The sequence below is a fragment of the Bradyrhizobium altum genome, assembly GCF_020889705.1.
In the GTDB taxonomy this organism is placed as follows: domain Bacteria; phylum Pseudomonadota; class Alphaproteobacteria; order Rhizobiales; family Xanthobacteraceae; genus Bradyrhizobium; species Bradyrhizobium altum.
On the sequence record NZ_JACMYP010000127.1, the window covers coordinates 1 to 25,480 of the forward strand.

General features: G+C 60.7%; 17 protein-coding genes and 3 pseudogenes. 12 read left to right on the forward strand and 8 right to left on the reverse strand.

What is annotated here, in order from left to right; translation table 11 throughout:
• Window positions 1-521: alpha/beta hydrolase fold domain-containing protein (locus tag H8B02_RS27055; RefSeq protein WP_229169045.1), on the forward strand; the 521-nt coding region annotated here is incomplete at its 5' end.
• A 215-nt stretch (window positions 522-736) separates the two neighbouring features.
• Here the strand turns inward: H8B02_RS27055 and H8B02_RS27060 are convergent.
• Complete coding sequence (locus H8B02_RS27060) at window positions 737-1,453, reverse strand: GntR family transcriptional regulator (protein WP_229169046.1); 717 nt, start codon at window positions 1,451-1,453, stop codon at window positions 737-739.
• Window positions 1,454-2,078: 625 nt separating this feature from the next.
• Between H8B02_RS27060 and H8B02_RS27065 the strand changes: the two genes are divergently transcribed.
• The 4 genes from H8B02_RS27065 to H8B02_RS27080 are packed head-to-tail and all read left to right on the forward strand — an operon-like array spanning window position 2,079 to window position 8,744.
• The gene (locus H8B02_RS27065; RefSeq protein ID WP_283842245.1) at window positions 2,079-4,151 is read left to right on the forward strand and encodes a hydantoinase/oxoprolinase family protein; all 2,073 of its coding nucleotides are present in this window, start codon (window positions 2,079-2,081) and stop codon (window positions 4,149-4,151) included.
• A gap of 10 nt (window positions 4,152-4,161) precedes the next feature.
• On the forward strand, window positions 4,162-5,955 hold the full coding sequence (locus H8B02_RS27070; protein ID WP_229169047.1) for a hydantoinase B/oxoprolinase family protein: 1,794 nt from the start codon (window positions 4,162-4,164) through the stop codon (window positions 5,953-5,955).
• A 29-nt stretch (window positions 5,956-5,984) separates the two neighbouring features.
• Window positions 5,985-7,301 (forward strand): aspartate aminotransferase family protein, encoded by a 1,317-nt coding sequence (locus tag H8B02_RS27075; protein ID WP_229169048.1) that lies wholly within the window; start codon window positions 5,985-5,987, stop codon window positions 7,299-7,301.
• 60 nt (window positions 7,302-7,361) lie between these two features.
• Window positions 7,362-8,744: an aminotransferase gene (locus H8B02_RS27080; protein WP_229169049.1), complete on the forward strand. Its 1,383-nt coding sequence runs from the start codon at window positions 7,362-7,364 to the stop codon at window positions 8,742-8,744.
• A gap of 51 nt (window positions 8,745-8,795) precedes the next feature.
• On the opposite strand, the pseudogene H8B02_RS27085 reads toward H8B02_RS27080, so the two are convergent.
• Window positions 8,796-9,121 (reverse strand): annotated as a pseudogene (locus tag H8B02_RS27085) (helix-turn-helix domain-containing protein); the annotation flags it as partial.
• A 392-nt stretch (window positions 9,122-9,513) separates the two neighbouring features.
• Here H8B02_RS27085 and H8B02_RS27090 point away from each other — a divergent pair.
• The 5 genes and pseudogenes from H8B02_RS27090 to H8B02_RS27110 all read left to right on the forward strand — a co-directional run bounded on the left by H8B02_RS27090 (window position 9,514) and on the right by H8B02_RS27110 (window position 18,448).
• A pseudogene (locus H8B02_RS27090) lies at window positions 9,514-10,572 on the forward strand (hydrogen peroxide-inducible genes activator).
• An 819-nt stretch (window positions 10,573-11,391) separates the two neighbouring features.
• Complete coding sequence (locus tag H8B02_RS27095; RefSeq protein WP_229169050.1) at window positions 11,392-13,635, forward strand: hypothetical protein; 2,244 nt, start codon at window positions 11,392-11,394, stop codon at window positions 13,633-13,635.
• Window positions 13,636-13,650: 15 nt separating this feature from the next.
• Entirely contained in the window at window positions 13,651-16,605 is a 2,955-nt protein-coding gene (locus H8B02_RS27100) for a hypothetical protein (RefSeq protein WP_229169051.1), read from the forward strand.
• 13 nt (window positions 16,606-16,618) lie between these two features.
• Entirely contained in the window at window positions 16,619-17,998 is a 1,380-nt protein-coding gene (locus H8B02_RS27105) for a caspase family protein (protein WP_229169052.1), read from the forward strand.
• Window positions 17,999-18,223: 225 nt separating this feature from the next.
• Entirely contained in the window at window positions 18,224-18,448 is a 225-nt protein-coding gene (locus H8B02_RS27110; protein WP_229169053.1) for a hypothetical protein, read from the forward strand.
• 231 nt (window positions 18,449-18,679) lie between these two features.
• Here H8B02_RS27110 and H8B02_RS27115 read toward each other — a convergent pair.
• The 4 genes and pseudogenes from H8B02_RS27115 to H8B02_RS27130 all read right to left on the reverse strand — a co-directional run.
• A pseudogene (locus H8B02_RS27115) lies at window positions 18,680-19,171 on the reverse strand (SDR family oxidoreductase); the annotation flags it as partial.
• Window positions 19,172-19,812: 641 nt separating this feature from the next.
• Window positions 19,813-20,058 (reverse strand): hypothetical protein, encoded by a 246-nt coding sequence (locus tag H8B02_RS27120; RefSeq protein ID WP_229169054.1) that lies wholly within the window; start codon window positions 20,056-20,058, stop codon window positions 19,813-19,815.
• 154 nt (window positions 20,059-20,212) lie between these two features.
• Entirely contained in the window at window positions 20,213-20,410 is a 198-nt protein-coding gene (locus tag H8B02_RS27125; RefSeq protein ID WP_229169055.1) for a (2Fe-2S)-binding protein, read from the reverse strand.
• A 241-nt stretch (window positions 20,411-20,651) separates the two neighbouring features.
• Window positions 20,652-21,548, reverse strand: coding sequence for a sterol desaturase family protein (locus tag H8B02_RS27130; RefSeq protein ID WP_229169056.1), 897 nt, complete (start codon window positions 21,546-21,548; stop codon window positions 20,652-20,654).
• Between the two features lie 114 nt (window positions 21,549-21,662).
• On the opposite strand from H8B02_RS27130, the gene H8B02_RS27135 reads away from it, so the two are divergent.
• Window positions 21,663-22,568, forward strand: a complete 906-nt coding sequence (locus H8B02_RS27135) for a LysR family transcriptional regulator (protein WP_229169057.1) — start codon at window positions 21,663-21,665, stop codon at window positions 22,566-22,568.
• A 198-nt stretch (window positions 22,569-22,766) separates the two neighbouring features.
• Here H8B02_RS27135 and H8B02_RS27140 read toward each other — a convergent pair whose 3' ends face one another.
• Window positions 22,767-23,522, reverse strand: coding sequence for a bestrophin-like domain (locus H8B02_RS27140; protein ID WP_229169058.1), 756 nt, complete (start codon window positions 23,520-23,522; stop codon window positions 22,767-22,769).
• A 528-nt stretch (window positions 23,523-24,050) separates the two neighbouring features.
• Here H8B02_RS27140 and H8B02_RS27145 point away from each other — a divergent pair.
• Window positions 24,051-24,266, forward strand: coding sequence for a hypothetical protein (locus tag H8B02_RS27145; protein ID WP_229169061.1), 216 nt, complete (start codon window positions 24,051-24,053; stop codon window positions 24,264-24,266).
• A 755-nt stretch (window positions 24,267-25,021) separates the two neighbouring features.
• Here the strand turns inward: H8B02_RS27145 and H8B02_RS27150 are convergent.
• The coding region (locus H8B02_RS27150) for a sensor histidine kinase (protein WP_229169059.1) at window positions 25,022-25,480 on the reverse strand (459 nt) is incomplete at its 5' end.

Here is a 25,480-nt window from a genome sequence, read left to right on the forward strand (position 1 = left end):
CCCATGCGCCCGAACTTGGCGGCGACGGCGCCGTCGCCGTGGCCGGTGACAGCGCGGGCGGCAACCTTGCCGCCGTGGTGGCGCAACGATTGCGTGATGCGGGCATCCCGCTCGCTGCGCAATTTCTCATCTATCCGGCGGTCGACCACGTAGCCGCCGTCTATCCAAGCATCGAGCAGAACGCCAAGGGCTACTTCCTCGAAACGGACACCATGGCCTGGTTCTACAATCACTATGCCGGCGGCTTCAGCGACACTATGGACTCGCGCCTGGCGCCGCTGCAGGCCAGGAGCCTCGCAAACCTGCCGCCGGCCGTGGTGGTGACGGCCGAGTTCGATCCGCTGCGCGACCAAGGGGCCGCTTACGCCGAGGCGCTGTGCGCCGCAGGCGGCAAGGCCGAGCACATTCCAGGGCCGGGCATAATCCACGGCTATTTCGACATGGGCCGCTGGTCGCCTGCCGCGCAGGCTATCATCGAGCGCAGCACTTCTCGCTTCGGCGAAGTGCTGCGGGGCGACTAGCGCTACTTCGGCAGGCCAGGGCCTGTTGACGTTCGCCTTAAGGCGAGACGCGTTGCGGCAAGGCCGATCGTGGCGGAAAAGCTCGGATCGGTCTTGTCGCATCTGGCGGCGATGCGACGGGGGAAGAGCTGGGTCGATTGGAGTGGCGACTGGATAGGCGGGGAGCGTGCCGGCAGCTTTGTCGTTCAGCGTGGATCGGCGGAGCTGGCATCATTCTACGGAACATTGATGAGCCGGTAGATGTAATGCTGAAACGTATAGAGATCGACTTTCCTGATCTCGGCCGCGGCGACAGAATCGCGGCGGCGTAGCGCTCTCAAAAACTCATCTTGAATACGGATCGTAAAGATGACGAATTCAGGATCCCTGTTGCCCTCGTGATCGTCGCGTGAGAGAGCGGCGGCATAGTAAGGCGCGGTGCGCGTGCGCAGGTTGATGATCTGTTCGGCGATCGTGCTTGAGCCAGATTTCAGCGCCAGCATGCGCGCGACGTTCTGAATCTCTCCAACCCTGTTCGCAGTGGCCGTCTCAAGCGTATAGACGCGGCGAGTGGCACGGATCGCTTCTTCAAGTTCATCGATGTCCACATCCGACATCAACGAGGCGCAGCGGCGGGCGGCCTCGGCTTCCAGAAGATTCCTCATCGAGAAAAGTTCGTCCATCATCAGCCGGTTAATTCCCGGTATCTGCACGCTGTAATTTGGACGCAGGATGAGCACGCGCTCCACGGTCAGCTTGCTGATCGCATCACGGACAGGTTGCACGCTCGTGCCGAGTTCGGCCGCGAGTGCGCGCAGCGTCAGGCGTGTGCCGGGTAGCCACTCCCCACGAAATATCCGGTCCCGGATCGTCAAATAGACCTGAATGCTCAGGGTCTCCGCCGGCACCCCGGCTAGCGATACTGTGTCTTTCGGACTGTCGATTAGATCCATCGAATACTCCCTGTGCGAGCTTTACGTCGCTCAAGCTACTCCTACAAAGAGCCATTGTGTGATCACATCATACCTTCATACACTGCATCTGTCGGGCTGAATACGAAATATCTGGCTATCGCTTTCCAGCGAAAAAAGCACTTGCATGTCAACTTGTCTCGAAAATGAACCAAATCGCTTGATATGTCTGATATTCTTACTTGCGGAGCGGATATTTATGTGATCACATCAGTTTTACGAGCTTCCGCACGACGCTCTCGAAGCGGGGCCGGGTCGCGGTTTCAACGCCAGCCGAAAGGCCCAGAGACGAACCGCGCCTCCGAATTACGCGATTAGACGCATCGAGAATGGGGAGGAATGGCAAGGTGACCATCCGCGAATTCCGTCGTGCTGCGGCGTCGTGCCGCAATGTCGGCACGAGACGTTGGCCAGACGGATAACCGCACGACCATCCGACTTTCGCGCGCGCGATCCGGTTTTCCTGCGACCGATGACGACTTCGGATACGCACGCGGCTCAACCCGTAGCGTTCTGACCTAAACCTTCCTCGACCTTCGAGCGCGTGCCCAAGGGTCACGCTCGCGCATTCCGCAAGATTCCAGTCCTTCTTTGGAGAGTTAAGGCGATGGCCTATACAATTTCAGTCGACACGGGCGGCACATTCACGGATGTCATCGTGGCTGATAACCGTGGCCTGATGACGATCGGCAAGGCCTTGACCACGCGCGATCGCATCTTCCTCGGCATGCGCGAGGCGATCGAAGCTGCGGCGGATCAACTCGAGATTTCGTTTTCCGAACTTCTCGGTCAAACCACTCTTCTGATCTACGGAACGACGCGAGCTACCAACGCCATCGTGACGAAAACCGTGGCGAAAACGGCGTTCGTCACGACCAAGGGATTCGCCGACACTCTCCTGTTCAAGGAGGGCGGCAAGTTCAATCCCCATGACTTCACCCAGGATTACCCCGATCCCTACATCGCCAAGCGCCACACCTTCGAGATCGAGGAGCGGATGAACTCGGAGGGTCAAGTCTCTGTGCCATTCAATACGGTCCAGGCCCGACACATCGCCGACAGCATCCGCGATCAAGGCTTCGAGGCGGTGGCCGTCAGTTTCCTCTGGTCTATTGCCAATTCGGACCACGAACTGCGGTTCGCCAGGATTCTCGACGAGGTCGCGCCCAACGTCCCCTACACGCTTTCGCACCAGCTCATTCCGATCGTCCGCGAATATCGCCGCGCTTCGGCGACGGCCATCGATGCTTCGCTAAAACCGCTGATGCAGCGGCATCTCGAAGGGCTGCAGCATGACCTGCGGGAAGCCGGCTTCAACGGCGAACTTCTAGTCAGCACGGCGGCCGGCGGATGCAGCAATGTCGAAGCCCTGATCGACAAGCCGATCTACACGGTCGGTTCGGGACCGGCGATGGCCCCGATCGCGGGCCTCACGTTCTCCGCGCTGGAGAGTCTCGGCAATGACGTCATCGTTTGCGACACCGGTGGTACGACCTTCGATGTCGGGCTGGTTCGCGACGGCAATCTTACATATACGCGCGACACTTGGCTTGGACCGCAATATACGGGCGACCTGCTGGGTATCTCCGCCGTGGACATGAGGTCGATCGGCGCCGGCGGTGGCTCGATCGCCTGGATTGACGAAGGCGGCTTGATGCGTGTCGGCCCCCAATCGGCCGGCGCTGAACCCGGTCCTGCCTGCTACGGACGTGGCGGTACGTTGCCGACCGTCTCGGACGCCGCGGTGGTGCTCGGTTATTTTGATCCCGACTACTTTCTCGGCGGTCGCATGACTCTTGATGCCGGCGCGGCACGTCGCGCGATCGAAACCGTATCATCCCGACTCGGGAGCACCGCGGAAGAGACAGCCTACCGCATCATCCATCTGGCCGGCGAATTCATGATGCGCGCGATCGGCGACATCACGATCAATGAAGGCGTCAACCCACGCGAAAGCACCATCGTCGCCGGCGGCGGCGCGGCGGGTCTCAACATCATGCTGATCGCCAAGGAGTTGGGGTGCGAAAGCGTCGTGCTGCCGAAAGTCGCCTCGGTGCTGTCGGCCTCGGGGATGCAGTTCGCCAACATCGTCGCTGAGGAGACGGCGAGCGTCGTGTCGCTGACCAATCGTTTCGATAAGGACAAAGTGAATGCCACGCTGGCCGAACTGAAGGATCGGCTCGAGGCTTTCCGGCGCACGCTCGGCGAACGTGGCAAGGACTACCGGATAGATTATTACGCGGAGGCACGCTACCTCGGTCAGGTGTGGGAGCTGGATACGCCGCTGGCATCGGGTTCGTTCGCCAGGCAGGGCGATATCGACGGGCTCGTCAACGCCTTTCATGAAGTCCATGAGCGCGTGTTCGCCGTTCGCGACGAAGGCAGTCCTGTCGAGATCGTGAACTGGAAAGCGCGGCTGACGGCCAAGATCGCATCCCAAGAAGCGCCGAATGTCGCGCGCATGGCGAAGACTGACGCCAGTCCTTCCGGGATACGCCAGTGCTTCTTCGGTACCGCCACGCCTGTCAGCACCAGTATCTACAAGCCGGATGATCTGGGGCTCGGCGCCGTCATTAAGGGACCGGCTATCGTCGAGGAGCCGACGACGACGCTTGTTGTCTATCCCGGCATGACCGCGACGATCAGCTCCGCCGGAAACTACCTTCTCAGGCTGGCATAGGATCAGAGCAATGACCGTGACCACAGGCAACAGCGAATTCGATCCCTATCTCACGGCGATCATCGCCAATCGCATCGACGGCATCGTGCGCGAGATGACTAACACTCTTCTGCGCGCGGCGCGATCCGCGGTCATCAATTCTGCGCGCGACTTCAGTTGCGCTATATGCACGGCCGACAATCAACTCCTCGCCAGCGCCGAGGGCCTGCCGATCCATATCTTCGGATCGCACATGCTGACCGCTGCGATGACGGACCGTCATGCCGGCGATCTCCGCGAAGGCGATTGCTACCTGCACAACGATCCCTATTCCGGCAATTCACACGCTGCAGATCATGCATTCCTCGTCCCCGTGTTTATCGATGGCGAGCACCTGTTCACGACGGTCGCCAAGGCCCATCAGGCGGACATCGGCAACAGCCTCCCGACGACCTACATGGCTCAGGCGCGCGACCAATATGAAGAAGGCGCCCTCATCTTCCCGGCGGTCCGTATCCAGCGCGACTACAAGATGAATGAAGACGTCGTCGCGATGTGTCGTTCACGCATCCGCGTGCCCAACCAGTGGTACGGCGATTTCCTCGCCGGCATCGGCTCCGCCCGCATCGCGGAACGACGCCTGAAGGAGCTGTGCAAGAAATACGGTAAGGAGACGATCAAGAACTTCATGACCAATTGGATGGACTATTCCGAGCAGCGCATGATCCAGGCGATCAAGAAGCTTCCGAAAGCGAGCGTCGTCCGCAGCGGCGCGCACGATCCCCTCGCCGGACTGCTGCCCGACGGTGTGCCGCTCAACGTCAAGCTCAACATCGACCCGGACAACTCGATCATCGATCTCGATCTGCGGGAAAATGTCGATAACGTGCCCTGCGGTTTCAACGAAAGCGAGGCCTGCGTCACGGCGGCGGTGTTCTCGGGCGTATTCAACTCGATCGATCCCACCGTGCCGCGCAATGCGGGTTCGTTCCGGCGCCTGGACCTGCATCTCCGCGACGGCTCCGTTGCGGGCCGTCCTGCGTTCCCGCACTCCTGTTCACTGGCCACCACGAATGTCGCCGACCGGCTAATCAACATCACCCAGTCTGCGTTCGCGACGATCGGCGAAGACTTCGGGCTCGCGGAAGGCGGCATCGGCATGGGCGCCGGCACCGGCGTCATCTCCGGCAAGGACCACCGGCTGGGCAACGAACCCTACGTCAATCAGTTGATCGTCGCAGCGGCCGGCGGCCCCGGCAGCCCAACGGCAGACGGCTGGCCGAACTACGCCTTGCCCGTTGTCGCCGGCCTTATGTATCGCGACTCCGTCGAGGTGGACGAACTCAAGCATCCGCTGGAATTCCAATACATCCGTATCCTCCCCGGCTCCGCCGGCGCGGGCAAATATCGTGGCTCCTTCGCGGTCGAAGTCTCCTATGGCCCCAAGGAGCAGCCGATGGATGCCATCTGGCCGTGCGACGGCACACACTATCCGCCCAAGGGCGTCCGGGGCGGTCAGGACGGCATCAAGGCGCAGCATTGGAAGATAAACGCGAACGGAGAGGAAGAGGAACTTCCGAACGTCGTCATCACGGTCCTCAAGAAGGGCGAACGGGTTCGCGGCAACACCACCAGCGGCGGCGGCTACGGCAATCCATTTGAGCGCGACCCGCGCCGCGTTCTCAAGGATGTGCTCGACGGCTTCGAAACGATCCAGCGGGCGCGGGATGTCTACGGCGTCGCGTTCATCGGTTCGGTCACCACGAACGATCTCGCCATCGATGCCGAGGCAACCGGAAAATTGCGCGAACGTGCGGCGACCTGAATCAGCAGCTCTGACGTTGGAATAGCGAAATGACTCATTGGCCGGATCCGACCTGCAGGTCGAAGCAACTCTATGACCGCGGACTGAAAGTGCTGCCCGGCGGCATCACCCGAACGATGCCCTGGCAGGATCCGTTTCCGGTCTACGCCGCGCGCGGCGAAGGCGCCTATGTGATCGACGTCGATGGGACGCGCCGCCTCGACCTCCTCAACAACTTCGCTTCGCTCGCGCACGGCCATGCGCATCCCGCCGTGGTCGAGGCGGTGCGCAGGCAGGTCGGCAACGGCACGGCCTTCACGCTGCCGACAGAACAGGAAGTCGCGCTTGCGGAGACGATCTGCGCCCGTGCCGAAAGCTTCGAGCAGGTTCGCTTCTGTAACTCCGGTTCGGAAGCGGTGATGAGCGCGATCAAGGCCGCCCGCGCGCTGACCGGACGCCCCAAGATCGTCAAGGCCGAAGGCGTCTACCACGGCTCCTACGACTATGCCGAAGTCAGCCTCGACTCCAATCCGTCCAACTGGGGCAACGATCCGAACTCAATCGGCTATTCGAAGGGCGTGCCGAAAGGCGTGACTGACGACGTCATCGTCGTGCCGTTCAACAATGTCGAGACCGCTGAACGCATCATCCGCGCGAACGCGTCACAAATCGCTGCGGTGATAATGGATCCGGCTCCCAGCTATCTCGGCTTCCTTCCGATGTCGAAGGACTACATCGCCATGATCGAGCGCGTGACGCGCGAAATCGGCGCGGTCTTCATCCTCGACGAGGTCATCACCTTCAGGGCTCACAGCGGCGGTGCACAGACGTTGTTCGGCATCAATCCCGATATGACGACACTCGCTAAGATTATCGGCGGCGGATTCCCCGTCGGGGCCGTGGTCGGCCGGCGCGAATTCATGAAGGTTTACGATCACCGTGCCGGCAAGCCCGCCTTGCCATGGAGCGGCACATTCACGGCCAACCCCGTTACGATGACCGCCGGGAAAGTCACGCTCGACCTGCTCGGCGATCCCGCTATCGATCGGATGAACCGCATGAACGAGCGGATCATCAACGAACTCAATGTCGCGTTCAAACAATCCGGCTTTCCGGGTCAGGTTACTGGTTTCGCATCGATGTTCATGATCTTCGGGCACACTCGGCCGGTTACCGACTATCGCTCAGCCTATGCCACGCCCGAGGAAGCAAACCGCGTCAAAGCCCTTCAAAGGGCGCTTACCGACGAAGGGTTTCATCTCGCCAGCACGGGAAAGGGAATTCTTTCGACGCCGATGACCGACGCCGATATCGATCATTTCATCGCCGCGGTCAGCGGAATCACGAAAGGCAGGCTTCTGACGTGACCGGCGCAGTTGCGTCGATGGAGTCGGTCTCGCTCTCTTCTCACGCTTAGGAACCTTTCGATGCATGCAAACTCGGCCGGCGTCCGTGACATCGCCCACGTCCTCCACGGATATGTCAACCTGAAGACTCAGTTGGAGCGACCTCCGACGGTAATGGTTGGCGGCAAGGGCATCTACGTCATGGACGAGAACGGCACCCCGTATATGGAAGGTGCCGCGGGCATGTGGTGCACCGCGTTCGGCTTCGGCGAGCAGGCGCTCATCGAGGCCGCCACCGAGCAGTTGCGCAAGCTGCCCTATTACCACACGGTCGCATACAAGTCGGTCAATCCGGCCATCGATCTCGCGGAGCGGCTCGCCGCGCTGGCACCGATCGAGGACGCGCATGTCTACTTCGCGCTGTCCGGCTCGGAGGCAAACGACTTCCTTGTGAAGTTCATCCGCTTCTACAACAACGCCAAGGGCCGGCCGCAAAAAAAGAAGATCATCTCCCGCATCAACGGCTACCACGGCGCTACCGTCATGGCGACGAGCCTCACCGGTCTTCCGATCAATCACAGGAATTTCGATCTCCCGCTGCCGGGCGTCATCCACGTCTCCGATCCGCACTACTTTCGCAACAGCCTGAATGGCGAGAGCCGCGATGAGTTTGGCGCGCGTCTGGTGCGGGAGCTCGAAGATACGATCCTTCGCGAAGGTCCCGACACGGTCGCGGCCCTTATCGCGGAACCGATCACTGGCGGCGGCGGCGTGAGCATTCCGCCTCTGTCCTATTATGCGGGAGTTCGCGAAGTCCTCAGCAAGTACGACATCTTCTTTCTCGACGACGAGGTCATCAACGGCTTCTACCGCACCGGCAAGCTCTGGGGCTGCCAGACAATGAACTTCAGGCCGGATACGATGACTCTGGCCAAGGGGTTGACGTCGGGCTATCAGCCGCTGGCCGCCATTGTCGTATCCGATGAAATATTTCAGGGCCTCGTCGAAGGGAGCGCATCCACCGGTTACTTCGGACACGGCTCGACCTATTCCGGACATCCGGTGGGCTGCGCGGTGGCGCTTAAGGTCCTAGACCTGTTGGAAGAGCGCAACATCGGTACGCATGTCGAGCGCGTATCGAAGCGGTTTCTCGCGCGCCTGAACCGTCTCGCCGATCATCCTTACGTCGGAGACGTGCGCAGCTCCGGATTGATCGGGGCCATCGAATTTGTTGCGGACAAGAAGACAAAGACGCCGTTGATGCCGGTCGGCACTTTCGGCGGCAAGGTCAGGGATCGGGCCGAGGAATTTTATAAGCTGATCGTTCGCGCACTGCCCGGCTGCGACGGCTGCGCCTTCTCTCCGCCGCTGATCATTACGGAGGAGGAAGTCGACGAAATGTTCGATCGCTTCACCAAGGCGCTGGAAGACGTGAGCGCGGCCTACGAACGTGAAACACAGTAGCGTTGTGACGCTGTCGCCAATGTGATCGCGTCAACGTTGTAAAAAAGCCGACCCGCCAGGCTCGCTTGCGATGTACTCGTCCCACAGGATCGACAGCGTCACGTGCTTGCGCCGGAGCTCGCGGTGCACCGCCCAGTCCGGCTCCCCCTGCCGGCGATGGCCCCGCCGCGTGCCGGAACCCGCACCGGCGCTGGCGAACAGCCGGGCCTCCAGATCAGTGTCGGTGATGCCGTCGGACAACGGCCAGCTCAGCCCCGTCGCCTCAAAACGGCGGATCGTCAACCGCACCGTCGAAGGCGCCGTCCCAACCGCCGCGCAATCTCGCGGGTCGGCATCCCAGCCGACTTCAATCTGATCACTTCGCGCACATGGCGCATCGCAAGCCTCTCCGTCGGCATCCAGGTCCCCCTTCGCAAAGCCGCAAGGCGGGACCGTATCGGAGCCAGAAGAGGCCTCGTCACCCCGGGTGACATCATCCCGGAATGGTGGGCGACATCAAATCGGAACGGTGGGCGAGATCATTCCGGAATGGTGGGCGACATCGAGCGGAATCAGCACGGACGAGATGAGCTTCAATTCAGGATATCGTTCTCGCGAACCAGGCAAGGTAGTACGGTATTACTACATTCGAAGAATACTTACTGGATATGGCAGGGAATGGATCGACGTTCGCTGTCGTTTTGGAGGGCCTCCTGGAGTCGGGCGTGCACGCACGTGGCATCCCATCAGGCAAGATTGACTATTGTGATTGCAGCTGTAGGATTTCCTGATGACGAATATTTCTCTTCGGCCGCTTCGCTATTTTGATGCGCTCGCACGTCAACGACATTTCGGACGCGAGGCAGAAGCATGCGCGATCTCGCAGCCGGCATTGTCGATGCAGATCAAGGAACTGGAGGAGACGCTAGGCGGCCTCCTCCCGAACAGAAGCGCGCGCCAACTCTCGCTGACGAAATTGGGAGAGGAACTCACTCTACGCACCCGCAAACATTCTGCGCTCGGTTGATGAGTTGGGAAACTTTGCGCGAGCGTCGCGAGACACCTTCGTCGGTCGGTTACGCATAGGCATGATCCCGACCATTGCGCCTTACTTGCTGCCCAGGCTTGTCAGCGACCTAGGGCAGTCCTATCCCGAACTCGACATTCACGTCCGAGAGACGCTGACGCCAAAGCTGATCGAGGCTCTCGAGGAGAGGCGGTTCGACACAGCCGTTGTCGCTCTGCCTGTGTCGGAAGCTTCGCAGACCGAGATAGCGCGATTGTCCGAGAACATCCTGTTGGTGCGGCCGTGCAAGGATGAGGGAACGCCGGTGCCCAACAGCGCAACTCTGCGCGAAATGCGGCTACTAGTCTGGAAGAAGGGCATTGCTTTCGCGACCAGGCCCTGTCGTTCTGCAACATGCGATCGTCACTAACGCGGGAGGCGTTGGATGCGAACTCTCTGTCCACGCTCGTTCAGATGGTTGGAGCAGGCATCGGTGTCACGCTGATTCCGGAAATGGCGACCACGGTAGAGACACGCTCTGCGCCGGTGTCGATCGCGCGCTTCAGCAATCCGCAACCTTCGCGAACTATCGGCATGGTCTGGCGCAAGACGAGTCCGCTGGCCGCGCAGCTGCTGCACATCTCGGAGGTGGTTCGTCGATCAGCGAACGCGTTGCGCGAACAGCATGCTGGCGGTTATTCGTTACCTACCCGGCGACGGCGCCGCACAGCGGCGCTTGCACGAAGAGCTCCCTCGATGGTTGTTGCGGTTCGATTGGAACGGCTCTCGGAGAGTGAAGCAGCCGTCTTCGAGGGACGGTCGCGGCGTATTCACAGCACCTGAACCTTCGGGCTGAGCCCGAGTTTCTCCGAATGGCTCCGTCAGGGTCGAATAAGCTTTGCGACCAAACCTTATCAGTCCGCGAACTGACTTCGTTTGTGCCTTTTCCTTATCAGTAGCGAACTGGCTGATTTCGGCCCGACAACGACTATTTGCACCGACAGCAGACTTCCGGCCCGTCTCCAGAAATGTCTGGGGGCGAGAAAACCATCGACCAAACCTGTCGTGATGATCCAGTGACTGGCCTAAACGAGCTCTAGCTGGTCAGATTTAGCTCAAGATAAAGTTCAAATGTGAACTCCATGCTTGGCGAAGTGGATCGGAAAAAATCGAGAACTGTTTACCAATTCCTCAGGTCGTCGCTACAACGGTGAATGATATCACAATCGAACGACGACAGCGGGTCTAGCATGCTCGAGCAATGATCGAGAACACTGCCGTAAAAGTCTCATCCATTCCGAAAGCCAGTATTGGCCCGAGGGGAGGCATGCAAGACGAACAATTCGATCATCTATTGTTTCCGTTGTTTCTTGAGGCCGCGGCGCCAAACCGCGCATCGCAATTGTCAATCGTACGAAATTCTTGAACGTTCTCATCGCGCGAACTGCATTTTCGACCGACTATCGCATGTTCGCAGCGCTGAGAGACTGAGCGTACACCGCATTTTATAAGCACCTGCCCTTCTAGGAAGAACTAGGCACATTTCATACGGCGAGGCGGTTTAGACACCTCTCTCTCTGGTTGCCGTCGCTCGCCGCAACCAAGCGGAGCACTGTAATGGTAACGCCAGTTGGACCACTATTCGCAGTTGGCAATCAGGTCGTGACGAAATCTGGGTGGCGTATCAGCTATTGGGTTGATGCGCACAACCAGCAACTGCAGGCAGCCGGGCAAGCGCCGGTGTATTACTGGTTACCCGAGCAGGTCAATCTGGCGCGGAAACCCAACGGCGACTACAAGTTCAGCATGATCCACTTCGCCGGCGTGCGATCGAGCGGCACCACCGTCGGCGAAACCAGCTCCGACAACGAGGTGGCAGGCGGGCTGATCAATTTCGCGACAACTGCGGCACCGCCGGACAACGTGCTAGCCGATGCCCATGCGGCGCTGATCGATCAGGTTCGCAGTCACGACAATCCGCTGTGGCGATACACCTCAAATCAAAAGCCCTGGTTCACCTTCATTCCCATCGTCAGCAATCAGTGCGTGCTCTCCAATACCCTACCGGGCGACAGCCGCGGCATTCCGGCCGTGATGGCGAGCAAGAGCCCAATCGCAGGGGCGCCACCGACGATCGGGCTCAGCCGCTCCTTTCTACCGGCGGGAGTTATGCCCCGCACGGTGCCGCAGAGCTATCGTGGCACCAACATCGACCCGATGTTCGTGAAGCTGTCAGGGCAAGGCCCCGGCACCATCGATCCAGGCGCGGAGAAGGCTTACAGCGCCCTGCTTGGCAGCATTCCGGCGGCAGTCGCCTATAACGGCTTTCATAATCTCGGCACGGGCGTGATGAACGTGACGCAGAACATGATGGTCCGGGTGGTCAGTCCGCTGATGACGATCGATATCACCGGTCATTGGTCGAGGATTCAGGATCATTTTTCCGGTGCCGCGCACGCCGGCGGTCTGTTCTGGAGTGCTGACATTCAAGCCCAATACGACAGCCTCCGCGAATCCGGCGACATCGAGGTCCATACATTCGTCGATCAATCACTGCCTGGAGCAGACAAGCTGCAGGAATACATGGACAAGCGGAGCGACCTGATCTTCCAGAAGTTCATGGATCTGGCGAAGCAGGTGATCTTTGACCCGGCGCCGTTCAACGAACAGCCGGCACAAGCCAGTGGCGGCTTTCTCGGCTTTGGCGGCGGCGCCGCGTTCAAACTGCGCGAGCAGCGCACCAACCTCGACCTAGAGTATCACGAGACCAAGGAGATCGCCTACCTGCAGAACTATCAGGTCGGCGGCACGCTCGATGGCGTGGCAGACGAAATCCGGGCCAATCCCGCCAAGGACAAGGTCTACTTCCTTACGGTCGATATCGGCGACTGGGACCGCAAGGTCGCGCGCGTCTTCAAGCCGGTGGTGAACTGGCCGGATCCGACGCAGAAGTGGGTCGGTGAACCCGTGGCATTCCTGTCCTGTCAGGTTGGCTATCCCAACGCCGACGGCGCCCTGCAATGGGACGGACACGTATTCAGTCCGTCCGATGGACCGGACGCCCATTTCGATACCGCGACGTTCATGAAGCAGAAGAGCGACGTTGCCCATCCGCCGGCGGGCTGGGAGCCGGACAAGATGTTCCTGAAGCGGCAGATTCACTTTACAGAGCCGCCCAGCGAATTCGAGAATCCATATGCACGCGTGCAGGTCGAGAAGGACATCGTCGATCTCGATCCAAGCCCCCTCGGAACGCCCGACAACACGATCGCGGTTGAAGTCCGCGTCGAGGAAGCTGGCATGCTCTCGGTTGGGCCGATCCTGCTTGGCGCCAATCTGACCGACGACACCCAATACGTCGAAGTGACGATGCAGGCGCTGGGCAAGCGCGACGACGGCAATGACCGGGACCCGGTCAAGTTCACCTTCAAGTTCGCGGATCAAAACACGCCGCGCTACTGGCTGGTTTACACCGGGCAGAAGAACTTCGTGCCGAAGTTCCAATATTCGGTTCGTGTCGTTGTCAAAGGCACGCTGTTCACCCACGGACAGGAATGGTCGACGACCACTCCGATCTCGACGGGCGGCAGCGGCGGCCTGATGGTGACGGTACCGACGCCGGATGATCCCAACGTCACGAAGAAGGATGTCCCGTTGTCTGCGATCGCCTCAACGACAACTGGACAAGGTGCGCCGGCAACGCCGCCGTCCTCGACCGGTCACGTCGTACCTCCGCCCAGTACGTTGAAACCAACGGCGCCTCCGCCGACCGGCAAGGGCGCGCCCGGTTCCGGCGGCTATGGCGAAGTCGGCGGCTGGGCGGCGTCCCCCGGAGATGGCGGCGCATCGAAGGGTGCACCGGCTCCAAAGGACGAGGTTGTGTTCTCGAGCTTCGAACCAGCGTAGGCGGGTGGAGCAGCCATGTCTGCCCTTGGACCAGGCATCGCGCCGAGCACGATATCCGGCTGGAGCAGGCTTGATCTGCCGGGTCCAGCATCGGTCCAGGTGCGGCGCACGAGAGATGGTTACGACCATCTCTCGTGCAAGCCGCGGGTGGCGCGCGACAGCGCCGGCCGCCCGCGGGTGGCGTTGACACTGGTGCTGTCGCGCATGCCGACGCTCGACGACGCCTCCATCGCACCGCTGGTGACATGCGGTTCGCTGTCGCTGGTGATTGCGTTCGAGACCCCCGAACAGGACATCGCGGCCCTCGCCTCGCGGCTGGACGCACCATGCCGGAAGCTATTCGTCCGTGCCGGCCGGTGCTCGGTGCGTGACAGTCGCGCATTCTATGCCGGGACCGACCTGTTCGGAACGTGGGTCGAGGGCACCATCGCCACGTCCCTGCCGCCGGAAGCCGCGCTCGACGTACTCTACGCGTTCGACCGACGGGCATCGCGGCTTCGACTTGTGACCGAGATCGTCGACGGTCCACCGATTGACGATTTGTCGCTCGACCTCGTGCTTGGCGGGATTCTCGATGGCCTGGATCGCAACCTCTATTTGTCTCTGCTGGTCGTGAATGCCGACGGCACCGCGAACCGTGTGCCGCCGTTGCGGAAGAACCTGTCGGGCGGCGAAACGGCATTGCGGGCGGCGCCCGCGGCGGTGCCGCTTGTTGCAATGAACAACCGGCTCACCTCCCTGCCGTTCGCGATGACAGCAAGCCATGTCGCACAGCCTTCGGCGGCCGCGCTGATCTCGGGCGGCGCCACGAGCCAGGGCATCGCTCTCAATGCGCACGCGCATACGTTCATCGGCAACGATATGTACGTGCTGCCGCTGCACCTCGATGATACCCAGTCTCCCACCCAGAAGTACCCGCTGGTGTCCAATGTCGCCGCGCATTGGTGGCCCGATGCGCTCGACCCGAAGGCCGGCTGGTATGCACCGACCTTCACATTGGTGAAGCCGGCGGCCAGCGACAATGCCGCGAACGCGGCGTTCTCCTTCGTGCTGGCAAAAACCGGCTCGGTGCTTGGCTCGGACGGCACCGCAAGAACCGGATTGACAGCCACCGTGCGGCTCACCGTCAAGGCCGCGATGACGCCAGAGACGGCCGCCGCCGCCGTGGCCAATCCGGATCGCAAGCTGCAAGCGGTACCGTTGCAAAATCTGTCATGCGCGCTGCAGATTCCGTATCGCCGTGCGGGCACGAGCGAGATTCAATCCCAGCGATTTCCCGGGGCGGTGTCCCAGACCGGCGACCAGATCACGATCAACGTCGCGTTGCTCGACGACTGGGTGCGGCTGACCTATGCGTCATTGGCATTTCCGGCAGCCGGCGGGCCGCCGCTCGTCGTCGTCTCTTACGCTTTCACCTCCTACCAGTACATCTTTGACACCCTCCAGACGTTGCACGTGATCGGAGGCGGCCTCGTCCACCAGATTGCCAAGGTGGCCACCGTCAACGATCTGCCGGCGCAGGTGCGCGGACCAACGCTGATCAGGCAGGACCTGAAGATCGTCAGTGCGTCGGGTTCGGTGCAGTTCGACCGCGAGAGCCCTTCGATTGCCGGACGGGCGCCGGCGACACCGGCCCTCTCGCACCTTGCGGTCACGCCAATACCGCCTGCGGACATCCAGCCGCATCTCCTCCCGGCGACATTCACTCCGCACCGGACGCTGGTGACGCGTTCGGTGGTACACGAGGAGACCACCGACGCTTCGCTGCCGTGCGGCAGCTACGGGAACTTCTATCTCCAGCGCAATGACGCCGGGGTTGCAACAGCGATCGGCTGCCAGGATTCGCTGAAGCTCGGCGAAACCGCGCTGAAGGCATTCGATGAAGTCACCACATTGCGTGATCCGGCGTTCCGCGTGTTTCGCTCGCTGCAACAGCCAGGACGCTTCATGGTCGCGCCGACCGCGTACCGGGTCGGGCGTTTCGGGGATGGAAGCGGCAGCAAGGCCTTCCGGCCGATGATCATGCTGTATGGCCTGCTCGATGTCGATCCGGCGAACAATCGGTACGCCTTGACCACGACACTGATTCCGGACGTCTCTCCCGGGGCGTTGCTGCAGCTCGGCGTGAGACTTGTCGCCCTGACGCCGTCGGGCAGCACGCCGGCGATCGTCTATCCGACGGATCCATTCGTCGCGGCCACGGTCGGCTATTCGTGGGCGTTACCGGCCGAATTGGGCACGCCGCAAGCAGTCACCGTAATCGACGCCATCACCATTACGCTCAGCCTGCCGCTGGCCAATGCCGCGCTCCTTACCGCCGTGCTCGATCGCAGCGGCATTCAGGGCGGCGCTACCTTCACGCTGCCGGACGGCAGCAGCATCAACGCTGCGCTGAACGTCGACAGCAATGTGGTTGGACCTCCAGAATCCGGCCCGGTGACGGTGGCGCTGCAAGGCGACACCGTGACACTCACCAATCGCACGCAGCAGGCCATGAACGTCACGGACCTGGTGACGTCGACGGCCAGCGGGACAAACCAGGTTGTCGCCGCGAACACCACGCTGGCGCCAGGAACAACCGCTACCGCCAAGGTTGATCCGGCGACCACGCGAGCGTTTGCCAACGCCACTGCGGTCGCCGCGACGTCGATCGAGGAGCTTGACGTGTTCGTCGAGGACGTCACAAGCACCGTGACGTTCATCAATCAGCTCAATTTTTCTAACCATCAATTGACTGCGCTTGCCGTCCAGGCACGCCTCGAGGGGAGCAGCCACGTCGAGACCGTCAACCTGGCCGAAGCCAGCACGGCCGACGTCTCGTTCACGCTGCCGATCAACGATTATCTGTCACATCAGACGATGCAATTTGCGCTGGTCGAGACCCGCGCAAGCGGCGCGGTCACGACTGGCTGGCGCAGTTGGGACCTCAACAAGGGTAGCGTTATCGGGATCACCGCTGATCTTCTGTAAGAAGGAGAATGTTATGAGTCAGGGCTTTTCGCTACATATTGGTTTGAACGGCGTCGATGCATCGAAGTACAACGGCTGGGCGGGCACGCTGGCCGGCTGCATCAACGATGCCAATGCGATGGAGACGATTTGTCAGTCGCAGGGTTTCACGACGCAAAAGCTTCTCGATGGTGAGGCGACCGCCGACGCCATTCTCGGAGCCATCGGCCAAGCCGCGTACAACCTTCAGTCCGGAGATACCTGCGTCATTTCGTATTCCGGTCACGGCGGCCAGGTCCCGGACACGACCGGAGACTCGCCCACCGGTCTTGACGATACCTGGGTGGCCTACGACCGCATGGTCCTCGGACACGAACTCTACAATCTGTGGGGTCAATTTGCGGCCAACGTGCGCATCGAGGTCTATTCGGACAGTTGCCACAGCGGCACCGTCATTCGTGAGTTATTCATCCCGACCAGCATCCGATGGCCGCAGTCGAAACGCAAAGCAATTCCAATCTTCCCGCAGGGGCGGGGATTGCAAAATCTCAAGTCCGTGTTCGCGCAAGCTGCCAAAGCGCGCTCCCGCGGCCCGTCTCCTGACATCGCAGCGATTCGGAAGCGGTCTATTCCACCGGCAATAGCGCTTGAAGTCTTCGAGCGCGACATGCCTATGTATGAAGCCGCGCAATGGACCCGCAAGCGTGGCGAGATTACAGCTTCGGTCATCCTGATCTCCGGTTGCCAAGACAATCAGGAATCGCAAGACGGACAAAGCAATGGACTCTTCACTGAGAAACTGCTGTCAATTTGGGATGGTGGGAATTTCGCCGGCTCGATGCCGCAGTTCCATCAAGCGATCCTAGCGCTCATGCCGCCCGAGCAGACACCGAATTACTTTAAGGTCGGCGTCGACGATGATGTCTTCACCAACTCAAAGCCACTCACCGTTGTGGTAGACGAGCGCACGTCGGCGACGGGTCAGCCGGCCAAACCGCCGACCGGGCAGCAAGGTCCGGTGGTAATCGGCCCCCAGGCCTATGATCGTTCGCAGAGCGGCGGTCCCGTGTTCAACGTGAAGCCCGGCGCAAACCCGTACTACGTATTTGAGATTGCGAGCGATCCAAACTGCTTTGGTTATCCCGCACAACGAACTGCCAACAACTATTATGGCTCGTGGAACGATCCACAGGTCAAATCGCGATTTACCGGTGCTACTTATAGCTTGCCATCCTACGCTTGGGCGGCGTTGCGCAACAGTAGTAAGCTTTATTACCGAATTGGGACTACGAGCTCGTTCGATCTAGGCCGATGGGACAATTACGCGGTCTCTACGGCCGACTCAGACGCGGCTTCTGCGCCCGCTATCTCCGTAAATGGCGCAATGGCATCACCGCCGCTTGTGCCCGTCTAGCAGCACGCTTGAATCGTCGACGTCGATCAGCTGACGCCCACGTTCCAAGCGCAGGCATCGACTGATAGGCATTTTTCAAAGCCTATCAGTCGGGGGGTTACTTTGGGCAATTTCCTGCCAGAACTGACGACACTTGCCGTGCCAATCTACAGCGCGGCCAGAGCCCCACAACGCATGGTTCAGTCGCATCACCGCCATAGAAGGGCGCAAGGACCTGGCTGGTATATGTCAGCGCATATTGCGGCAAGCCTGGACGCAAAAAGCGGTGTGGGCGAAGGGCTCGGCACCGATAAGGATTTGTATGAAACCTTATCAGGGCAGTATCCGACTCCCACTGTACAACTTGCCCAATCAGTCGACCAACTGACTCCATCGGCCACCGCTGTCTCGATTGCCCAGTTCAGCCCACTGGTGGCGATGTTGGAGACCGCAGTACCGGATGGGATTTAGAGACAGTGCGCCTACCGGCGCTGATGGCACTGCACTTGGAGTGGTGGTTGGTAATCAACCGCGAACGTACGACGAGACATGGCGAACGTCCGGTCTCGGTAGGCGTGAGGTCGGCATCAGTTTTTCCGGCACCTATGACGACGAGGGTGGGAAGTGCGAAGCCACCGCGCTGGCAGGCAAGCCCAGCATTCGGTTTCGTACCGTGCTTCGGAAGCTGGTAGCGGCGTTTTCGGGCAGCAACGCGCCGGTGACGGCGCTGGCGGCATCGCTCGCCAGGAAGAGGATGACATCGGCGAGTTCCGTCGGCCTCACCCATTTGGCAGGATCGGCCTTCGGCATGCTGGCGCGGTTTGCCGCGGTATCGATGACCGAGGGCGGCACTGCGTTCACGGTGATCTTGCCTTTCAACTCGGCAGCTAGTGACTCCGTCAACTTGTGCAGGCTCGCCTTCGACGCCGCATAAGGCCCCATGCCCGAGCCGGCCCGCAAAGCGCCCATCGCGCCGATATTGACGATGCGGACTGCCCGGGAGTTGAGAAGATGCGGGATCGCCGCATCAGTCAAATCAATGCGGCCGAGTTCGATCCGCTCGGCTGTTGCCGCGAGCTGCGAGGCAGCATGATCGATAGCGGCGACCCGCGCGCCCAGCGAAAGGGCTTCCTCGGCGACCACATTTCCAAGCGCGCCCAGCGCGCGTGTGATGACAACGACTTTATCCTTCATGGTGTTTCTCCGCGCGAATGAGAATGAATCGAGGCCGCAGCCCCTATGGTTAAGAGAGCTTCATTTGCAACGTTGCGCCACCCTGGCTGAGATCGACCGCGACAATACGGAGAGTGAACGCTGATGAAACCCAACGTCTGCTAAGGCTTGGGCAATTTTCTCGGACGAAATGGCGGCGAACTTTGCTGCGCTATCGCTGCTTTGGGCGTTGAGGATCAGGGCCGCGCTACGCTGACTGCAACCAGGAGACCTTTTGTTCCACTTTCCAGGGTTGCTCATGGCTCTCTGACCATTCCCATCTACAGGACCGGCGACGCGACGACCTGAGCTGGTCTCCCTTCTTCGGCGGGCGGACGCCAAAATCCCATACCCATAAGAACGCGGTCCGCGCCTTGTCGTCTGGCGGTGCGCGAACTGGCTGGCTTGCACTTCAGTCGCGAAAAGGCTGACCCGATCGTGGAAGATCTCGACCCGTAGCGGAGGCCGATTTGCTCATGGCGGTCGACGGATTTCCGACCATCACGTATCTTGGAAAGTGGCTTTGACGCGCCGTATTTCTCCTTGAGTGTCGCGCATTGACGCAGGGGTCCTCCATTGGCTCCTCACCATGTCCGCTTGCCCGACAGCGCTCACGTCACGCATCACGTCTTCCATTTGATCATCGTCTGCAGGACGCTCATTGCGCGGCCGGCGTAGGGCGGCTGAAATAGCATTTGGATCGGCGAGAGAGGGCCCTGGTAGAAGACCGGGCGCAATTTTGAAAAGGTGTTGAACCCCTCGCGTGCGTGGTAGTGGCCCATGCCGCTCGCCCCGACTTCACCGAAAGGCAGGTCGTGCTGGCCGACGTGCAGGAGAGCTTCATTCCGGCGCCGCCAAGTAAGCCGCACGCTGCTTGTCAAAGCAGGACTGAAATTCAGCGGGAATGTCGATCGAACGGGAATTGACAGGCACGTTCATGACGTTCCCTTTCTCCTGGTTTTTCGCGTGTCCGCGAAGCGAAATAACGAGGGCGCGTGTGACCGTGACTGTATCAACTCCAAGTTAGTGCAGGCTTGCGTTTGCATGAACGGAGCCAGGCCTTTCATCCATGATCCGCTTGATAGCGTGCGCGCAGCGGCCGCACTGGGCGCTGCATCCGAGGCAGGCATACACCTCGCTCAGACGGGGCCGTCGCGCCTCTTTTACGACCACTGACCGCACCTGATGATCGCTGAACACATTGCAAGAACAGACGATCATCGCCTTCTCCTATTCAACACCAACGAGTCGGATGAAGACCGCCACAAGCGCGGTCTCCATCCAGCCGCAAGCATGATGGTTTCCATTCGGGTCATCTCGGCGTGGCCAAGAGGCCGCTCGCGGACTAGATGGTTACGCATTTTAGCTCCTTCCGAGGCATCGCGAACGCCTGCTGCTGCGCCTCGATTGCGCTACCCACACGGGCGGGAGCAAACCAGCACGTCGAACCTGGCGCGGTCGTTCACGCGGCCTCCTGTTTAGCTTCGGTCTGTAGGTCGGCTTCGGTGAAGCCATAGCCGCCAGGGCGCAGCGCCGAATGCTCGCGCTTGGAGTGGACCAGTGGGTAGAACATCTGCGTCGTCCAGCGCTCCGGGCCAAACAGGATGTCGTCCTGTAGGCCGATCTTGGCCGGATATTTGCGTGTGATATGCGCCGTGCCGAAGAGCACGTCCCAGAAGAACAGCAGGTTGCCGAAGTTGCCCTTGTAGTGCCCGATGCCATCTTCGTTGGTAAGCGCGTGGTGCGCCCAGTGCGTGGCCGGCGTGGAGATGGTGCGCTCCAGCACCCACATCAGAGGGTGCAGCGCGCGAATGCGGTACAGCGGCGCGTCCCACGCCCAGGCGCAGTGCGCGCCCAGGATGACTGCCAGCTTGACCACCAGATACGCCGCGTAGACCGGGCCGAAACCAAGGTACACCGCCACGCCGCCGATCCACAGGCCCGGCATCATCAGGTAGTAGAAGAAGTTGTTGCGGTAGGTGATGCGCACGCTCATGTAGGCCGCGCTGTGGTGCGCGCGGTGCAGCGGCCACAGCAGCGGCGTGTGCGAGGCGCGGTGCCAGAGGTACTGCGTGAGGTCATCGCCGATCAGCAGCAAGCCGGCCATGGCCCACCACGGCAGGTTGGCCCAGGCGTTGTGCTGCGCGGGCATGAGCCAGTTGCACACGGCGTTGCTGCCCAGCAGTGCGATCGGCTGGGTGATGGCGAGCAGGCTGACGAACATCAGCACCTCGAGCCAGGCGTCGTTGGCTGTCGCGTTGCCGCGTACGAGGGCTTGGTAGCGCCGCGTGATGAACTCCATGGCGGCAAAGCCCAGGATGCAGGCGCCGATCAGCAGGTATTGCAGTTGCGAGCTCATGTGGGGCGTCTCCTACCGCTCTCATCTTTTGTGTTGTGAGCGCGACATTAGGAGTGCGGTCAGGATGCGTCCAATGCATAATCCACATCATTCTAATGCATGGAGAGCAACACCATGGATTTGCGCCGCCTGAGCCACGCCGTCGCGCTTGCCGACACTCGGCATTTCGCCCGCGCCGCCGAAGTCGTCCACTTAAGCCAGCCGGCCTTTAGCCGCAGCATCCAGGCCATCGAGAGCGACTTGGGTACACGCCTGTTCGACCGCGACGTTGGTGATGTCCGCCCCACCCCGGCCGGCGAATTCGTCATCGAGCGGGCGCGCAAGCTTCTGTTCGAGGCACGTTGCCTGCAGCGCGACGTGGATCTTTACCGCGACAGCCGGCTCGGCGACACGTCCTTCGGTGTCGGACCGCTGCTAACGGCCACGCTGATGCCACGCGCGCTTGTGGCGCTGCGCCGCCAGCATCCGCAGGTGGCGCTGCGCATGGAGGTCGGCAACTGGTTGCAGCTGCTGGAGAGCCTGCGTACCGAGAGCATCGAGTTCTTTGCCGCCGATGTGCGCGACATGCCCACCGATGCCGCGCTGGACATCCAGCTGATCGGGGGCCAACCGGCCCACCTCTATGTGCGGGCAGGCCATCCGCTGGCTGGGCGCGAGCACACGCTGCAGGAAGTCTGGGCGTACGGTCTTGCGGTGCCGAAGCTACTGAGCCCCTCAAAGGTTGAACTGGCCGCCCTGCTGGGCCTGCCTGAGGGCCAGGAGGCCACCATTGCGCTCGAGTGCGACAACTACGGCATGCTCAAGACAGTCGCGCTCACCACGGATACCGTTCTGGGTGCGACGACCGCGGCGGTACGGGAGGAGCTGGAATCCGGCACGCTCGTCCGGCTTGTCGTGCAGGGCTGGCTGTCGCCGCCGTCGAGCACGGGCATCGTGCGTTTACGAGGGAGAACCTCGTCGCCGGCAGCCAAGGCAGCCATCGCAGCGATTGTGCGGGCCGCCGGCGAGATCAACGTGTAGGCGCCTTACAGCACCAGCGCATGGTTCGGTGCAGATGGCCATCTGGCTAGCCCGTATCCTCCCGATCTCCATGAAATTTAGGTGCGATGCATTTTTTACAAATACGCTCAGGTTCCGGGGTAGCGCGCTCCCGCACGTTGGGGCGCCCTCAGAAGGACGCCGAAACCGATGGGATGCAATACCGCGCGCGCCAGTCGTCTACTGCGGACGCCCAAGGGCCACACTTTCAAGGTTTTCCGGACCGACATGAATGAGACCGTGACGTGGGGCGTCGATATCGGCGATCAAAAAGAACGAGATTGCGACCACGAGCGGAAGGACGAGAGCCAGTCGCATAGAAGTTCGCGCACGATAGCCCAACAACACTGTGCAGCACAAAGCGATTGCTGCCATTAGGAGCCATGCAGCAATAGGAATTCGGTTCCACTCTGCTGCCTGAGCGTCGCCCTGAGCCTTAAACACATCATTCATGCCGGCGACTATGAGGGCGACCACAGGCGTTGGCTGCGCCGCCGCAGCTTCGCGGATGGGAGCCCAGAGATCGCCCTCCAGTTGGCTGGTGCGCTGAGCTATTTGCGCCCGTCGCGAAATGTCCCTGATGTCATAAAACAATATGCGCTGATCAACATATTCTCTCAGCAGCTTGCGTACTTTCTCGGCCTCGACTGGCTGCAATAGTTCGGCTCGCGCTATTTCAGTACGGGTCGCGCTGGCCTCCGCTTCTTCAAGCCTCTTGCGCTCATCGTACCGGTTCGTGGCCATGGCGAAGCTAAAGCCTATGATCAGCGCCAAGAGTGTCAGTGTGGCCGCAAGAATGACGCCCAAATCGTCTTTATGATCTGCCGTGACAGTTGGGTATCGCCTGTGCAAGGAGGCACCGGCTATCGTGGCAATCGACAGGAAAACGAAAGTAAGTACGAACACAAAAAAAGGATAATGCGCCAGGCTTTCCATGGTGTGTCCTCGACTGCGAGCTGATTGGCCGTTTGCCATCGTGAAAAGTTTACGCTGCCTGAGCGCAAGACGACCAGACCAGCCGCAACTCGGATCGCCTTTGACCGTTATGCAACCGTGACAGCGTGACACGTTGAACCTATACGGTCATGGGGCTTGCTGCTGCCATTCGTCCATTCGTGGCCCGTCCGCTTGCGACAAGCGTGGCTACACCGGCACCCAGCCGCTGCGACTGCCCCTAGCGGACAAGCCGTTGCGCTGCGGATCGTGCGGGAATCGCCAGCCGTTCGTTCCGGAGACCATCGCCAGCGTCACGACGACGACCACTCGCACCGTCACCGCGGCGGGCAAGGCGTCAGCGTCGAGCGCAGGTCACAGAAACCGGGCAAGCCGCGCCCGCGCACAGGCTCTCCGTTGATCTAGGTCAACGTCAGCGATTCTTTGGCGCTCAGGCTGTACTCAAACAGCACGAAAGGGAGGTCCGCCATGCATCCGCGTCTTTCGATCAAGTGAGCGACAGTTGCCGGGATTGCTGCTAGCGCCCTGTTGGGGCTTGCAGGTCTCACTCTCAATCCAGCCCCAGCCAACGCGGTCGTGTACTGCCAGTACGTAGAGTATCCGGTGGGTTGCGTTGCCCGGGCTGGCGTCGTGCTACGGCCTCGTCCGGTGGCGCGCGCGGCGGTCCGGCATAACGCCGGTGGCAATGCAAATGGTGGCGTCAATCGCGTTGGGGCACGGCGGTGAAGCACTTGTTTGCGTGTTAGGCGGCGGCATCATGGCATGAACCACACTTGGTATGTCACTTTTGAAGTCCCGCCAGATGGCACACTGTTTAAACGGCGACATCCGCGCCTAACAACCGAAGCAGAAGCGCCTGAAAATGAGTGAACGTGCGGAGCCGAAAGAGGTCTGTCGTCGCAGCGCACTCGCTTTCCTTAGACGCGGCTGCATTTGGACTTAACGGGGCAGCAGCTGTTCCTTCGAAAACGATTGATATCTGAATCGCTTACGAACGGCCCGGGAGCCGATGGACCGGGCGTCACTGGTGCGAAGCGGTGTTTATTTTCAGATGACGAGACATAGTAATTTGCAAAGACGAACGCGCAATTCGCCGCTGCAGCCGATCAGCAACCGATGGCCATTTAAGCCCTAGCAGGCATCTAGACCCACTGTGCAACCTCTTGTCAGCGCCGACCTGCAGAGGCGATCCATGGGAGCACCAGGCAGCTGGCCTATCCATCTGAGAGCGGGGCCAAAAATCCCATCGACTCGAAAAAAATCTCTGAGTGAGAGTGGGGCGGTCCGCGAGCTGAGAAGCGCCTGAGGAATTAACCATCCCCCACCCAATCAATCGACGGCATCTCGTTGACAGAACGGTTGAACTCGAGCCTCATCTCGGTCTCTAGTCCAAGCGGGCTTTTGTTTTGGTTCTCCGAATTTTTGCGTGTGAACCACCGCGACATGACGCTACGAGGATCGGCGTATGCCGTACCTTTCTTCTAGCCGCCAACCCCTGCGACTGCGCCATCAAGGGGAAGAACTATTCGACAAAGGAGCCCCTCAGGGTCAAACTTGACGGTCACCTCCCCGTCAAGATCATGAGCCAAGGTGCGTTCGAGCAGCGTGGAGCCAAAGCCGCGGCGGGCCGGCGGAGAGACCACCGGGCCGCCAACTTCCTGCCAAATGATACCGAGCTGTGCCCGTGCACCGCTAGTTCTTCTCCAGTCAACTTGCACGCGCCCCTGGTCCTTGGAGAGCGCTCCGTATTTCCTCGCATTCGTACACAACTCGTGCAACGCCATCGCAATCGAAACGGCCTGTTTTGGCGTCAGCAGAACTCTCGGTCCGGCGAGCGATATCCGATTCGCGTTTGTCCCCTTGGCATCGAGAGTTGCCTCGGCGAGCTCCGCCAGCGACGCGTTCTCCCAGTTTGCATGCGTGAGCAGATCATGTGCGTG

Excerpts from the sequence above, each read along its gene's own strand:
- H8B02_RS27060 (WP_229169046.1), bottom strand. The coding sequence starts at position 1,453 with ATGGATCTAATCGACAGTCCGAAAGACACAGTATCGCTAGCCGGGGTG.
- H8B02_RS27065 (WP_283842245.1), top strand. The coding sequence starts at position 2,079 with ATGGCCTATACAATTTCAGTCGACACGGGCGGCACATTCACGGATGTC.
- H8B02_RS27070 (WP_229169047.1), top strand. The coding sequence starts at position 4,162 with ATGACCGTGACCACAGGCAACAGCGAATTCGATCCCTATCTCACGGCG.
- H8B02_RS27075 (WP_229169048.1), top strand. The coding sequence starts at position 5,985 with ATGACTCATTGGCCGGATCCGACCTGCAGGTCGAAGCAACTCTATGAC.
- H8B02_RS27080 (WP_229169049.1), top strand. The coding sequence starts at position 7,362 with ATGCATGCAAACTCGGCCGGCGTCCGTGACATCGCCCACGTCCTCCAC.
- H8B02_RS27100 (WP_229169051.1), top strand. The coding sequence starts at position 13,651 with ATGTCTGCCCTTGGACCAGGCATCGCGCCGAGCACGATATCCGGCTGG.
- H8B02_RS27105 (WP_229169052.1), top strand. The coding sequence starts at position 16,619 with ATGAGTCAGGGCTTTTCGCTACATATTGGTTTGAACGGCGTCGATGCA.
- H8B02_RS27110 (WP_229169053.1), top strand. The coding sequence starts at position 18,224 with ATGTCAGCGCATATTGCGGCAAGCCTGGACGCAAAAAGCGGTGTGGGC.
- H8B02_RS27125 (WP_229169055.1), bottom strand. The coding sequence starts at position 20,410 with ATGATCGTCTGTTCTTGCAATGTGTTCAGCGATCATCAGGTGCGGTCA.
- H8B02_RS27130 (WP_229169056.1), bottom strand. The coding sequence starts at position 21,548 with ATGAGCTCGCAACTGCAATACCTGCTGATCGGCGCCTGCATCCTGGGC.
- H8B02_RS27135 (WP_229169057.1), top strand. The coding sequence starts at position 21,663 with ATGGATTTGCGCCGCCTGAGCCACGCCGTCGCGCTTGCCGACACTCGG.
- H8B02_RS27140 (WP_229169058.1), bottom strand. The coding sequence starts at position 23,522 with ATGGAAAGCCTGGCGCATTATCCTTTTTTTGTGTTCGTACTTACTTTC.